The 13,266-nt window shown below is 73.1% G+C and carries 13 protein-coding genes; 1 reads left to right on the forward strand and 12 read right to left on the reverse strand.

Features of this window, described 5'->3' with window-relative positions; all coding sequences use genetic code 11:
* The coding region (locus B0I31_RS23645) for a cellulose-binding domain-containing protein (protein ID WP_181320301.1) at positions 1 to 589 on the reverse strand (589 nt) is incomplete at its 3' end.
* A gap of 211 nt (positions 590 to 800) precedes the next feature.
* Between B0I31_RS23645 and B0I31_RS23650 the strand changes: the two genes are divergently transcribed.
* Positions 801 to 1,658, forward strand: a complete 858-nt coding sequence (locus B0I31_RS23650; protein ID WP_106617581.1) for an SDR family oxidoreductase — start codon at positions 801 to 803, stop codon at positions 1,656 to 1,658.
* Positions 1,659 to 1,664: 6 nt separating this feature from the next.
* Here the strand turns inward: B0I31_RS23650 and B0I31_RS23655 are convergent, their stop codons facing one another.
* From B0I31_RS23655 to B0I31_RS23705, 11 genes are read right to left on the reverse strand one after another with little or no spacing between them, the layout of a single operon-like run.
* On the reverse strand, positions 1,665 to 2,216 hold the full coding sequence (locus B0I31_RS23655; protein ID WP_106617582.1) for a GNAT family N-acetyltransferase: 552 nt from the start codon (positions 2,214 to 2,216) through the stop codon (positions 1,665 to 1,667).
* Positions 2,213 to 3,685, reverse strand: coding sequence for an ABC transporter ATP-binding protein (locus tag B0I31_RS23660; RefSeq protein ID WP_181320302.1), 1,473 nt, complete (start codon positions 3,683 to 3,685; stop codon positions 2,213 to 2,215). The genes B0I31_RS23655 and B0I31_RS23660 overlap by 4 nt, the downstream gene beginning before the upstream one ends.
* Positions 3,682 to 4,452, reverse strand: coding sequence for an ABC transporter permease (locus tag B0I31_RS23665; protein ID WP_245950312.1), 771 nt, complete (start codon positions 4,450 to 4,452; stop codon positions 3,682 to 3,684). Before B0I31_RS23665 ends, B0I31_RS23660 begins: the two co-directional genes overlap by 4 nt.
* Complete coding sequence (locus B0I31_RS23670; RefSeq protein ID WP_106617583.1) at positions 4,449 to 5,393, reverse strand: ABC transporter permease; 945 nt, start codon at positions 5,391 to 5,393, stop codon at positions 4,449 to 4,451. Before B0I31_RS23670 ends, B0I31_RS23665 begins: the two co-directional genes overlap by 4 nt.
* Positions 5,390 to 6,925 (reverse strand): ABC transporter substrate-binding protein, encoded by a 1,536-nt coding sequence (locus tag B0I31_RS23675; RefSeq protein WP_106617584.1) that lies wholly within the window; start codon positions 6,923 to 6,925, stop codon positions 5,390 to 5,392. Before B0I31_RS23675 ends, B0I31_RS23670 begins: the two co-directional genes overlap by 4 nt.
* A gap of 11 nt (positions 6,926 to 6,936) precedes the next feature.
* Positions 6,937 to 7,734 carry a class I SAM-dependent methyltransferase gene (locus B0I31_RS23680; RefSeq protein WP_106617585.1) on the reverse strand — a complete coding sequence of 266 codons (798 nt, stop codon included), beginning with the start codon at positions 7,732 to 7,734 and terminating at the stop codon, positions 6,937 to 6,939.
* Entirely contained in the window at positions 7,731 to 8,912 is a 1,182-nt protein-coding gene (locus tag B0I31_RS23685; RefSeq protein WP_106617586.1) for an MFS transporter, read from the reverse strand. The genes B0I31_RS23680 and B0I31_RS23685 overlap by 4 nt, the downstream gene beginning before the upstream one ends.
* Complete coding sequence (locus B0I31_RS23690) at positions 8,909 to 9,910, reverse strand: enolase C-terminal domain-like protein (protein WP_245950314.1); 1,002 nt, start codon at positions 9,908 to 9,910, stop codon at positions 8,909 to 8,911. The genes B0I31_RS23685 and B0I31_RS23690 overlap by 4 nt, the downstream gene beginning before the upstream one ends.
* On the reverse strand, positions 9,907 to 10,956 hold the full coding sequence (locus B0I31_RS23695; protein WP_106617587.1) for a PLP-dependent cysteine synthase family protein: 1,050 nt from the start codon (positions 10,954 to 10,956) through the stop codon (positions 9,907 to 9,909). The genes B0I31_RS23690 and B0I31_RS23695 overlap by 4 nt, the downstream gene beginning before the upstream one ends.
* A gap of 20 nt (positions 10,957 to 10,976) precedes the next feature.
* Positions 10,977 to 11,816 (reverse strand): Rossmann-like domain-containing protein, encoded by an 840-nt coding sequence (locus B0I31_RS23700; RefSeq protein WP_245950315.1) that lies wholly within the window; start codon positions 11,814 to 11,816, stop codon positions 10,977 to 10,979.
* A gap of 55 nt (positions 11,817 to 11,871) precedes the next feature.
* Complete coding sequence (locus B0I31_RS23705; RefSeq protein ID WP_106617589.1) at positions 11,872 to 13,128, reverse strand: ATP-grasp domain-containing protein; 1,257 nt, start codon at positions 13,126 to 13,128, stop codon at positions 11,872 to 11,874.
* Positions 13,129 to 13,266 lie beyond the last annotated feature (138 nt).

Here is a 13,266-nt window from a genome sequence, read left to right on the forward strand (position 1 = left end):
TCGTCTGGTGCACACTGCCCGCGTCAGTCGGCCACGGACCACTGCCATCACCGCCACCACCAGGGTTCGACGACGTCGTAGTGGTCGTCGTCGTCGTAGTGCGCGACGTCGTCGAGGTCGAAGTGGAAGTGGAGGTGCCCGTGGTCGAGCCGGTGCACGCGACCCCGTTGAGCTTGAACGACGTCGGCGCGGGGTTCGAGCCGGACCACGAGCCGTTGAAGCCCGGCGTCGTGCTCGCGCCCGTGGCCAGGGAGCCGTTCCAGCTCGTGTTCCGGACGGTCACCGTGCTGCCCGACTGGCTGAACTCGCCACCCCACAGCTGGTCCACGCGCTGTCCGGCGGTGAACGTCCACTCCAAGGTCCAGGACGACAGCGCGTCGCCCAGGTTGGTGATCGTGACGTTCGCGCCGAACCCGCCGCCCCACTGGTTGGTCACGGCGTAGTCGACGCGACACCCGACCGCCGCGTAGGCGCTCTGCCCACCGGCCGCCACCATCGTCGCGGCCATCGCCGTCACCGAGGCCGCGGCCGTGAACGCCGCGAACCGACCGTTCAGCTTTCTCTTGCGCGTGCCAGTGCGCAGACTCATGCGTCGCCTCCTTGCGAGCAGGGCTGGTCGAACGGTTCTGGGAGCGCTCCCAACGCAGGTTAACGCGCAAAGCCGGGAATGGGGAGAATGTTCATGCACGTGAATTCGACGGACGCGGGAATCGCTTTCGGAACATTAGTCGAAAGTTGTCGAATGCCGGTGAATTCACCACGTCCGGCCGTCGCGGGCGCGGAGTGGGAGACTCGGCCGCATGTCGACTCCCCGGCCACCGATCGCCGTCACCGGAGCCACCGGGCAGCTCGGTGGACGTGTCGCCCGCCGCCTCGCGGACGCCGGCCGCGCCCAGCTGCTGCTCGTCCGCGACCCGTCGCGCGCGCCGGACCTGCCCGGCGCCACCGTGGCGAAGGCCGGTTTCACCGACCGCGACGCCGTGCGCCAGGCCCTCGACGGCATCCCGACCGTCCTCATGGTCTCGGCCTCCGAGTCGACCGATCGCGTCGACCAGCACCGAGCCTTCATCGACGCCGCCGCGGACGCCGGGGTCGGCCACCTCGTCTACGTCTCGTTCGCGGGCGCCGCCCCGAACGCCACCTTCACGCTCGCCCGCGACCACTGGGCCACCGAACGGCACGTCCAAGGCACCGGCACGGCCTTCACGTTCCTGCGCGACAACCTCTACGCCGACTTCCTGCCCGCCATGGTCGGCGACGACGGCGTGCTGCGCGGTCCCGCCGGTGACGGTCGGGTGGCCGCCGTGGCGCAGGACGACATCGCCGACGCCGTCACCGCGGTCCTCACCGACCCGGCCGCCCACGTCGACCGCACCTACGAGCTCACCGGGCCGGAGGCACCGACCCTCCGCGAAGTCGCCGCCGTGCTGTCCGAAGCCACCGGCCGGACGATCACCTACCACCCCGAGACCGTCGAGGAGGCCTACCGCTCCCGCGCCTCGTACGGCGCGCCGGACTGGCAGGTCGACGCCTGGGTCTCCACCTACACCGCCATCGCCAACGGCGAACTCGCCAGGGTCACCGACGCCGTGCCGACCCTGACCGGGCACCCGGCCACGTCGTTGGCGGACCTGCTCCGCCGACGACGTGACCGGTAGCGGTGCTCAGCGCGGCAACGGGATCTCGAAGTGGACGGTCTGGAAGGTAATCGGGTCGCCGTCACGGGCGTCGTGCACCTCCTCCGCCACCGACCGCCAGAACGGTTCCGCCCCGGCGATCCGGGTGTCGGTGTGCAGGTACAGCCGTTCGTAGCCGGGCGTGCGCGCCACGAACTCCGTCGCCACCTCGACCAACGCCCTGGCCAGCCCGGAGCGGCGGTGGTCGGGCCGCACGTACACGCGGAACAACTGCGCCGTGCTGCCGTCCGGGTAGCGCTCGGCCAGCCAGGCGGGGTGCGGCGGGCTGGCCGGCGCCGTGGCGCGCACGCCGGTGGTCGCCACCACCTCGTCACCCTTGACCGCGACGAACAACGCGTGGCGCTCGGGACGCTGGTAGGCGCCGTCCAGGTCGATCACGTCACCGTGCCACTCGGGCCGGTAGCCGTAGCCGAACTCCTGGTAGAACGTGTCCAGCATGACGCTGCGCGCACCGTCCAGATCGGACTGGAGCGCGCGCCGGACCTCATAGGGCCCGACTTCGCGGTGGTACAGGCTCATGTCTTCCTCTCCTCTGTTCCTTCCATTGAGCGGCCCAGCAGGCCGATGGTCACCGGATGGGTGGGGGAGCCCAGGACGTCGCCCGCCGGTCCCTGCTCGACGACGTGCCCGCGGTGCAGCACGGCGACGCGGTCGGCGAGCCGTGCGACGACGGCCAGGTCGTGGCTGATCAACACGACGGTGCAGGTCAGCGCGGCGAGCTGGTCGAGCAGGTTCGCCTGGGTCAGGGTGTCCAGGCCGGACGTGATCTCGTCGCACACCAGCACGTCCGGCCGGGCCAGCAGGGCGCGCGCCAACGCCGCGCGTTGCAGTTCGCCGCCGGACAGCCCGGCCGGGCGCCGCGTCACGGTCGCCTCGTCCAGCCCCACGACCGCCAGTTCCACCAACGCCGCCGCCCGTGCGTCGGCGACACCACCGAGCCGCGCCGCGGTCCGGCTCACCTGGTCGAGCACCGTCCGGTAGGCGTCGAACGACGCGCGGGCGTCCTGGAACACGTACTGCACCGCGGCCAGCTCCGCGCGGGAACGGCGGCGCAACGAGCGGGGCAGCGGACGGCCGTCCAGCAGCACGTCACCGGTGAACCCGGCGTGCAGCCCGGCGACGCACCGGGCGAGCGTGGTCTTGCCGCTCCCGGACCGGCCCACGACGGCCAGGCACTCGCCCGCGCCCACCCGCACGTCCACGTCGTGCAGCACGGTGGTGGCGCGGTGCCGCGCGGTCAGCGACCGCGTCTCCAACCCGGGCGGCACGGCAGGGCGCTCCTCGGGCACCGTGACACGGGGCTGCGCCGCCACCAGCGCGGCGGTGTAGGCCGACCGCGGCCGGTCGAGCACGTCGGCGGTCGGACCGGCCTCCACGACCTGGCCCGACCGCAGCACCACGACCTCGTCCGCCAACGCGCGCACCACGTCCAGGTCGTGCGTCAGCAGCACCAACGCCACGCCCTGCGCCACCACCGACGACAGCTCGTCCACCACCTCGGCCCGGGTGATCGGGTCCTGCCCGGTGGTGGGCTCGTCCGCGACCAGCACCGCCGGGTCACCGATGAGCGCCTGCGCCAGCACCACCCGCTGTTGCTGGCCACCGGACAGCTCGTGCGGGTAGCGGCGCAACAACTCCGCCGGCACCCGGGCCCGCCGCAACGCGGTCGCGATCACCGTGTCGCGGTCACCGGGGTGCAGGGCGGCGATCTCGCGGAACACGCCACCGAGCCGCCGCACCGGGTTCAGCGCCGCCGAGGGCTGTTGCGGCACGAACCCGACCCGCCCGGTCACCGTGACCCGGCCGCTCACCGCCACCCCCGGCGCGTGCTCGCTGAGCAGCGCCAGCCCGGTGGTCGTCTTGCCGCTGCCGGACGCGCCGACCAGGGCCAGCACCTGCCCGGCGGCCAGCGCGAAGCTGACACCGTCGACCAGCGTGCGCGACCCGGCGACCGCGCGCAGGTCTTCCACGTGCACCACCGGCGTCACGTGCGGGCCTCCTTCTTCAACGCCCGGTCGAACACCAGGTTCAGCCCCACCGACAACGCCACGATCAGCAACGCGGGCACGACCACGGCCCACGGCTGGAGGAACAGCCCGACCCGGTTGCGGTCGACCATGACGGCCCAGTCGGCGGCGTCCGGCGCCACCCCGACGCCCAGGAAGCTCGCCGACGCCACCAGGTACAGCGCGCCGGTCAGCCGCACGCCCACGTCCGCCGCCAGGGTCCGCAGCATCGACCGTCCCGTGTAGACGATGGAGGTCCGCCACCACGTCTCGCCCTGCAACCGCATCGCCTCCAGCGCCGGACGTCCGGCGACCTCCAGCGCGGCGGCCCGCGAGATCCGCGCCACGTCGGGGAAGTTGACCAGCGCCACCACGCCGACGAGCACCGGCAGACCGGGACCGGCGATGGCGGCCACCAGGATCAGCACGAGCAGCGACGGCACCGCGAGCAGCAGGTCCAGGGGGCGCATCAGCGCCTCGTCCACGATCCGCAGCCGGGTCATCGCGGCCACCACGCCCCACGGCACGCCGACGAAGTACGAGCAGACCGTGGCCAGCACCGCGACCAGCACCACCGTCTGCCCGCCCGCGAGCACCTGGTGCCACACGTCGCGGCCGACGAAGTCCGTGCCCAACGACGAGTTCGCCACGAACGGCGCGCCCCGCGTCAGCTCGTCCGGCACGAACCACGGCCCCGCCAGCGCCAACGCCAGCGGCACCAGCAAGAGCAGCCAGCCGACGCCCTTCACGCGATCGCCACCGATCGGGGCGCGAGCCGGAACACGAGCAGGTCCGCGACCAGGTTCACCACCACCGTGGTCACCGCGAACACCACCGCCAGCCCTTGCACCACCGGCAGGTCACGGCCCGCGACCGCGTCCACCAGGATCGTGCCCAGGCCGGGGATGACGAACACCGCCTCGACCACGATCACGCCGCCCAGCAACCAGTCGGTGGTCCGCGCCACCTGTTGCACGGCCGGTGCGAGCGCGCTCGGCAACGCGTGCGCGAACCGGACCCGCGTCACACCGATGCCCAGCCGGAGCGCGTGCCGGACGTGGTCGGACGCCAGCGCGTCGATCATCCCGGCCCGCACCAGCCTGCTGATCGAGCACAACGGCCGGGCGACCAGCACCACCAGCGGCAGCACCAGCACGGCGGGCTGCGCGAGCAGGTCCGCACCCACCGCCGTGGGCGGCAGCCACCCCAACTGCACCCCGAACACCGCGATCAGCACCACGGCCAGCGCGAACTCCGGGATCGAGTGCAGACCCACGGTGACCGTCGTGACCACCCGGTCCACCGGCCCGCCTTCGCGCAACGCCGCCAGCACGCCCAGCAGCACCGACAACGGTATGAGCAGCACCAGCGCGAGCACCGCCAGCACGAGCGTCGGACCCAGCCCGTCGTGCAGGAACTCCACCACCGGCCGACCGGAGATCAACGACACGCCGAAGTCGCCCCGCGCCAACCCGCCGACCCACTCGCCGAACCGCTCGAGCGGCGGCCGGTCCAGCCCCATCGCGGCGCGGATCTGCTCGATCCGCCGCGGGTCCGGGTTGTCGCCCGCCAACGCCACCGCCGCGTCCCCCGGCAACGCCTGCACCAGCAGGAACACGACGGTGACGACGGCGAGCACCTGGACCAGCCCGAGGGCCAGCCGCCGCACCGCGTACCGGCGCAGGCTCACCCCAACCACACCTTGTCGAACCGCGCCCAGTCGAGCGTGTTCGCGGGCGCGGTGGAGATGCCGCCCACGTTCGGCGCCGTGCCGACGATCCAGTCCGCGAAGCCCCACATCAGGTAGCCGCCCTCGGCGTGCAGGGAGCGCTGCATCTCCCGGTACACCTCGCCCCGCTGCTTGTCGTCCACAGTGGACACCGCTTTGTCGTACAGCGCGTCGAACTCGGGCCTGGCCCACTTGGTCACGTTGGTGCCCGAGCCGCTGAGCAGCCGTTGCGCGATGTGCGTCTCGATCGGCATCGCGCCGGACCGGAAGCTCGACAGCGAGCCGTTCTTGAGCGTGTCGGACCAGTAGCTGTCCTTGTTGCCGGTGACCACCTCGACGGTCAGGCCCGAGCCCTTGACCTGGTCGGCGAACACCGTGGCGGCCTCGACCATGCCCGCCGCGGCGGTGGAGGTGTCCAGCTTGACGGTCAGGCCCTCGGCACCGGCGCGCTTGATCAGGAACTTGGCCTTGTCCAGGTCGCGGGTGCGCTGCGGGACGTCGTCGGCGTAGTGCTGGTAGCCCTTGCCGAACAGGTCGTTGCCGACCTGCCCGCTGCCCGCCAGCACCGACTCGACCAGCTGCGGCCGGTCGGCGAGCAGGAACATGGCCTCGCGCAGGTCGCGGTTGTCGAACGGCGGCCGGTCGAGCTTCATCGCGAACGCCTGCACGGCGCTGTTGGGCGCGCGGTGGATCGCCATCCGGTCGCCCGCCGCGTGGCCGCGCGCGGTGGTCGGGGTGAGGTCGTGCGCGTACTCGACCTGGCCGCCGAGCAGGGCGTTCGCCCGCGCCGACTCCTCGTTGGCGATCACGAACTCCAGCTCGTCCAGGTGCGGCGCGCCCTCCCAGTACCCGTCGTACCGCTTGAGCAGGACCGACCTGCCCGGCTCGAACGAGGTGAAGCTGAACGGCCCCGAGCCGACCGGGGTGGTGAAGTCCTCGGTGCCGGCGGGCACGATGTACGCGCCGAACGCGGCCAGCACGTTGGGGAACTCCACGAACGGCCGCTTCAGCGCGAACTCCACCGTCCGCTCGTCCACCGCGCGGCTGTTCGGCAGGTCGATCAGCGCGAGGCTGGACTTGGCCCGGAACGCGCGGGCGGGGTCGAGGATGCGGGCGTAGCTGGCCAGCACGTCGTCCGCGCGCACCGGCTGGCCGTTGTGGAACGTGGCCTGCCGCAACGTGATCCGCCAGCGCGTCAGGGTCGCGTCGGGCTCCCACTTCTCGGCCAGTCTGGGCTGGGCGGAGACGTCCGGGCCGAGGTCGGCGAGCTTGTCGTAGAGCGCCTTGGACCGGGCGGCCTCCACGAACAGGTTCGCCAGGTGCGGGTCGAGCACCTCCTTGGCGCCACCACCGGCGAACGCCGCGCGCAGCCGCCCGCCGGTGCGCGGGGTGGACGCGGCGGTGGTCGGTTCGGCGGTGCCGCACCCGGCGAGGGCGGCGAGCGAGAGTCCGGCGGTGAGGCCGAGGAAACCGCGGCGGTTGAGGGAGTGCATGGGAGTTCCTTTCAGTGGCGCAGGCGCGCGACGAGGTGCAGGCGGTCGCCGGACAGGGCTTCGCTGAGGTCGGCGTCGGCCGTCCACGGTTCGTCGGTCCGCGGCCCCGGCGAGTCGAACAGGGCGAGCACGTCGAACCCGGCGTGGTCGAGGAAGTGCCGCAGTTCCTGCGGGAACAGCAGCCGCCACGCCGAGCGCTGCACCAGCGGCTGGGCACCGGGCCACCACCACTCGCGTCGGCGGCGCAGCAGTTGGGCCGCGTGGTCGATCCAGAGCCTGGTGTGCGAGGTGTAGGACACGCCTTCCCAGACGACCGTGCGGCTGCGGACGCCGTCGAGTAGTTCGGTGTTGCCGAGGAAGAACGCGCCGTTGCGCATCTCCGCCACCAGCAGGCCGCCCGGTTCGAGGTGGTCGCGGCAGCGGCGCAGGAACCCGTCCAGGTCGGCGTTCGTGTGGCAGTACAGCAGCGCGCTGTCCAGGCACGTGATCACGTCGAAGCGGCGGCCCAGGGCGAACGACCGCATGTCGCCGAGCACGAACTCCACCGCCGGGTGGTGCGCGCGGGCGTGTTGGACCATCCGCTCGGAGCTGTCCAGCCCGACCACCCGGTAGCCGAGGCCCGCGAGGTGGCCCGCGTCACGGCCCGTGCCGCAGCCGACGTCGAGCAGCGCGCGCCCCCCGCCGAACCGCGTCACGACGTCGTGCGTGAACCGGGCGGCGACGTGGTCGGCGTCCGGGAACTGGTGCTCGTACAGCGCCGGGTTGTCGGTCAGCAGGTTCTCGCCCGCCGGGTTCTCGTATAGCGTCATCGGGCCGCCTCTCGTTGCGGGGTCAGCACGCCACGCCGGTGCAGCCACGCCACGGCCGCCGCGCACCCGAGCCCGATGCCGACGCACAGCAGCGACGCCGCAGGTGCCGACCGGCCGAACACCCACCCGATCGCCGCGTTGCCCAGTGCCGCGGCGAGGCCGGACACCAGGTAGAACACGCCGAAGTAGGTGCCCGCCAACCCGGTGCGGCCGAACTCCGGGATCAGGTCGTAGACGAACGGGTGCGCGATCATCACGCCGACCGACAGCAGCAGCGCGGCGACCAGCACGGGCGTGACGCCGCCGAGGGGTCCGACGTGGGCCGCCGCCGTGGCGCCGAACCCGAGCCCCATGACCGCGAGCCCGAGCGCGATGGCCCGGCCGCGGGCGAACCGGCCCAGCGCCCTGGTGATGCGCACCTGCAGCAGCAGCGTGGCCACGGTGGTGACGACGAACAGCGCGGCGACGGCGAACGACGAGCCGGTCAGCCGCCGCGCCTCCAGCGGCAGCACCAGGTACAGCTGGTTCTGCAGCACGAACATGCCGGTGAGCGCGCCGGTGAAGGCCAGGAACCGCCGGTCGGACAGGCACTCGCGCCAGTCGTCCAGCACCGTGCCCTGGTGCGGCGCCGCGGGCCGGTCGGGCAGCACGACGGCCTGCGCGACCGTGAGCACGGCGAAGATCCCGGCCGCGACCAGCGCCGCGACCCGGAAGTCCCAGAGCATCAGCACGCCACCCAGCAGCGGCCCGACCAGCGCGCCCGCCTGCCCGTAGGCGTTGAACAGCGCGAACGCACCCGCCCGGTCGGACGACTCCTCGGCGATGTACGCGCGCACAGCCGGGTTGAACAGCGCACCGGCCAGTCCGCTGAGGACGGACGCGGCCAGCAGCACCGCCACCGACTCGCCCGCCGCGAACAGCCCGAACCCGACGGCCCGGACCGCGCAGCCCGCGATGATGACCCGGCGCGGCCCCAGCCGGTCCGACGCCGAGCCGCCGAACAGGAACAGGCCCTGCTGGCTCAGCGTCCGCACGCCGAGCACGGTGCCGATGGCCGCCACCGACAGGCCCAGCTCGCCCAGGTGCGTGGCCAGGTAGGGGATCAGCAGGTAGAAGCCGGTGTTCACGCCGAACTGGTTGACCAGCAGCAGGCGCACGGACCACGGGAAGCGCCTCATCGGGCGACCACGCCGAGCCCCGGTGCGCCGGCCAGCCGCAACGTGCCGTCCTCGCCGCCGATACCGGTCCACGGGTCGTCCGCCACCAGCAGGTGGCCGTCCAGGTCGACCCACCGGGCGTGCCCGGTCAGGTGCACGGCGGGCGCGATGCCCAGCGAACTGGCCACCAGGCAGCCGAGCATCACGTCCAGCCCGCACGCGCGGGCCACGTCGATGATCTCCAGTGCCGCGGTGATCCCGCCGCACTTGGCCAGCTTCACGTTGACCCCGTCGACCAGGCCCGCCAGCGCCCGCACGTCGGCGACCGCGGCCGCGTCCTCGTCCGCGATCAACGGCACCGGGCACCGCTCGCGCAGCCACGCCAAGTCGTCCCACCGGCCGGGCGGTAGGGGCTGCTCCACCGCGTCCACGCCGGTGAGCCGCTCGACCACCCGCACGGTCTCCTCGGCGGTCCAGCCGCCGTTCGGGTCGAGGATCAGGCGGGCGTCGGGTGCGGCGGCCCGGACCGCCGCGACCCGGGCGACGTCGTCCTCCGACCCCACCTTGACCTTCAGCACGGTGAACCCGCGCGCGACCAACCCGGCGGCCTGCGCCGCGGCCTCGGCGGGTGACCCGATGCCGATCGTGTAAGCCGTCGGTACGTCCGTCCACTGTGGAACGCCGACCGCCGCGTGCACCGGCACACCGGCTCGCAGCGCCACCAAGTCGTGCAACGCGGCGTCCACCGCGGCGAGCACACCCGGCGGCAGCTCGGGCAGGCGGGCACGCAGCTCGTCGGGGCTGTCGCTGGAGCCCACCACGGGCGCCAAGTCCCGCAGCAGCCCGGTGATCCGAGCCACGTCCAGCCCGTAGTACCGGCTGCTCACGACCTCGCCGTGGCCGCGAACCCCGTCCCAACCGACCACCACGCGCACGGCGTCACGGCGGGCCATGACCGACCGCGAGATGCGCAGCGGGGTCCGCAGCTCCAGCCCGTACACCGTCCAGTCGAGCCTCACGCGGACACCCCGACCGGCTTGGGCGCGTACACCGTGCGGCACCGGGCCCAGCTGGTGACCTCGATCTCGGCGGTGTCGGCGATCTCCACCGGCCGGTCCTCCGGCCGGCCCAACAAGCCCCGTGAACGGCAGAAATCGTCGTCGAAGATGGTGCCCAGGTAGCGGTGCGGCCCGTCCGGGAAGATCGTCACCACGGTCGCGCCCGGCTCGACGCGCGCCACCCACGCCGACACCAGAGCGACCGCGCCGGTGCTCCAGCCGCCGGTGACGAAGCAGTCCCGCGCCAGCCTGCGGCACGCGTCGACCACCTCCACCGGACCGAGCCAGTGCACCTCGTCGAACTCCTCGTAGGCGACGTTGCGCGGGTGGATGCTGCTGCCGAGCCCGCGCATGACCCGCGGCCGGGCGGGCTGGCCGAAGATGGTCGAGCCGACCGTGTCCACGCCGATCAGCCGCACGCCCGGCCAGTACCGGCGCAGGGACGCGACGACACCGGCGCTGTGCCCGCCCGTGCCCACGCTGCACACCAGCACGTCCGCGTGGTCGAGCTGGGCCGCGAGCTCACGGGCCAGCCCCGCGTACCCGGCGGGGTTGTCGGGGTTGTTGTACTGGTCGGGCCAGTACGCGCCGGGCAGCTCGCGCAGCACGTCCTGGAGCCGGTCCAGCCTGGCCTGCTGCCAGCCGCCGATCGGGTGCGGCCGGTCCACCACCTCCAGCCGGGCGCCGTGGGCGCGCAGGATCGCGCGCATCGACGGCTCCAGCTCGTGGTCGACCACCAGCACGACCGGGTGCCCCAGCGCCTGGCCTGCGAACGCCAACCCGAGGCCGAGCGTGCCGCTGGTCGACTCCACGACCACCGCGCCGGGCCGCAGCTCGCCGCGCTCCCGTGCGGCTAACAGCATCGCGACCGCCGAACGCGCCTTCATCCCGCCCGCGCCCAGGTATTCCAGCTTCGCCCAGAACCCGCCGTGCCGGTGGGGCAGCGGCGTGTCGACGCGGGTGACCGGGGTGTTGCCGAGCAGGTCGAACAGGTGTGGGTTGCGCATGCCCGATCGAGGAAGCACGGTCACCGGGCCCGCCCTGGTGCGGCGCGGTAGTGGTGCAGCGTGGTCGGGCCGCCGTGCAGCCAGAAGAACGGGTACGGCTCGGCCGACACCGCCGTCACGCCCGAGCCGAGGAACCACGGCACGATCGCGCTCGCCGTCTGGGCGAACACCACCAGCGGCCGGTCGGCGGCGACGGCCGTGCGCAGCAGCGGTTCGAAGCTGCCGTTGCCGACCGTCATGCCGGAGGCCAGCACCAGGTCGCAGTCGGCCACCGCGGCGAGCGCGTCGGTCACGATCGGCTCGCCCCACTCGGTGCGCCCGCCCTTGAGGTCGCACGGCACGTACCGCAGACCGCGTTCGCGCAGGTGGTGCAGCAGCGAGTTCACCACGCCGACGACCAGCACCCGTTGGCCCGGCACGGCGTCCAGCAGGTCGACCACGGCCGACGCGCGGGCCATCGACTTGGTCAGCGAGTCGCCCGCGCCGATCACGACGTGCCGCGCGGCGGCGAGGTGGTGCGGGTGCGCGTGCATCAGGTACGCGTCCAGCACCGCCGTGCGGATCACGGGGTCGGGGTGGGCGAGCAGGTCGGCGGCGCTCTCGCCGACGCAGTCGGTCACGGTCGAGTCGTCCGCGCAGTCGGGCTCGACCGCGCACGAGCCGACCGCGTCACCGATCCGGACGCTGATCACCGTGTTGCGGTACGCCCGGCCGCGCGAGACGTGCCGCGCACCCTGGCGGGTGGTGAACGCGACGCTCACCCGGCAGTCGGCCGGGTCGGGACCGATCGCGCCCGCCCGCGCCAGCGCGACGAGTTCCGTGACGCCCGACAGGGGGCGCCGGTCGGCCTGCGCGGTCACCCGGCACCTCCCGCGCGCCGAGCCCGCGGTGCGCCGACCTGGTCTGCCGGCGCGGTCACGCGACGTCCTCCGCGTAACGCACGTCCAGCGTGCCGACCACGCGCTCGGCCCTGGTGCGGGCATCAGCGTCGGGCGAGGTCACCATGACGTGCCCGAGGTAGCTGTTGTTGCTGGTCGGCTCGCCGGCGCGGTGCCCGGCGGGCTTGGCCGCCCAGTCGACCACCTCCGGGTTCGCGGCCAGGGCCTCGACGCCGTCGATCCCGGCCACCACCCCGGCGCGCGGCGGCAGCAGGAACGAGATGGCGGCGCTGCGCACACCGGTCTCGCGAGGCCGCAGGTCGGGCTGGCGGCCCACCGCGAGGTCGGCGAACACCGATGGCAGGTTGACGCCGGTCACGCGGCGGACCAGCTCGGTGATCTGGTTGCCGGCCGGGCGCGGGTTGACCTCGATCAGCCGCGGCCCGTCCGCGGTCAGCTTGATCTCGGTGTGCGCCACCGCGTGGTCCAGCCCCAACGCCTCGATCGCGCTCACGGCGGTGTCCACGGCCGCGTCCCGGTCGGCGTCGCCGAGCGCGGCGGGGAACATGTGGCCGCTCTCCACGAACCACGGCCGCCCGGCGATGCTCTTGTCGGTCACCCCGATGACGTAGGTCGTGCCGGCCGCGGTCACCGTCTCCACGCTCACCTCGGGGCCGACGAGCAGCTCCTCCAGCAGCACGGTCGGCACCCGTTCCTGACCGCGCGCGTTGACCGGGAACGCTTCCAGCGCCTGGTACGCCTCGCGCAACGCGGCCTCGTCGCGCACCTCGCGCACGTGCATCCCCGCGCACAGGTCGACCGGCTTGACCACCAGCGGGTACCCCAGCTCGGCGGCGGCCTTCGCGGTAGCGGCCCAGTCCTGCGCCAGCGCGAACCGGGGTCCGGGCACACCCGCCGCCGACGTGGTCGTGCGGGTGAGGTCCTTGCGGTAGGCGCGTTCGACGGCCTTCGGGTCGGCGCCGGGCAGGCCCAGGTGCGCGGCCACGGCGGCGACCGTGGACAGGTAGTAGTCGCAGGAGGAGATCACGCCGTCGAACGCCAGCACGCCGTGCAGACGGTCCACATAGGACAGCAGGGCGGGCACGTCGTTGGTCTCGGCGGTGAGCACGTTCTCCGCGGCCAGCAACGGGTGCGGGTGCGCGGGCGCGGACCGCAGGTAGTGCTGGAGGTCGCGGGTGAGGAAGGTGAACCGGTGGCCGGACTCGTGGATCGCTCGTGGCAGCAGCGAACTCATCGCGCCGACCCAGCTCTCGATCATCAACAAGTGCGCCACGCGTGCTCCTCCGAAAGGGTGGCCGGACCGGGACTGGGAGAATGGTAATCATTATCAGTCCGGGTGCGTGGCCCCCATTCGGGTGATGTGACTCACTGGGTTCGACTACGCGGCTCCTCGGTGGTCGACAATGCGAGA

This window comes from Saccharothrix carnea (assembly GCF_003014735.1).
In the GTDB taxonomy this organism is placed as follows: domain Bacteria; phylum Actinomycetota; class Actinomycetes; order Mycobacteriales; family Pseudonocardiaceae; genus Actinosynnema; species Actinosynnema carneum.

Coding starts and splice junctions, on each gene's coding strand:
- B0I31_RS23650 (WP_106617581.1), top strand. CDS start 801: ATGTCGACTCCCCGGCCACCGATCGCCGTCACCGGAGCCACCGGGCAG.
- B0I31_RS23655 (WP_106617582.1), bottom strand. CDS start 2,216: ATGAGCCTGTACCACCGCGAAGTCGGGCCCTATGAGGTCCGGCGCGCG.
- B0I31_RS23675 (WP_106617584.1), bottom strand. CDS start 6,925: ATGCACTCCCTCAACCGCCGCGGTTTCCTCGGCCTCACCGCCGGACTC.
- B0I31_RS23680 (WP_106617585.1), bottom strand. CDS start 7,734: ATGACGCTATACGAGAACCCGGCGGGCGAGAACCTGCTGACCGACAAC.
- B0I31_RS23685 (WP_106617586.1), bottom strand. CDS start 8,912: ATGAGGCGCTTCCCGTGGTCCGTGCGCCTGCTGCTGGTCAACCAGTTC.
- B0I31_RS23695 (WP_106617587.1), bottom strand. CDS start 10,956: ATGCGCAACCCACACCTGTTCGACCTGCTCGGCAACACCCCGGTCACC.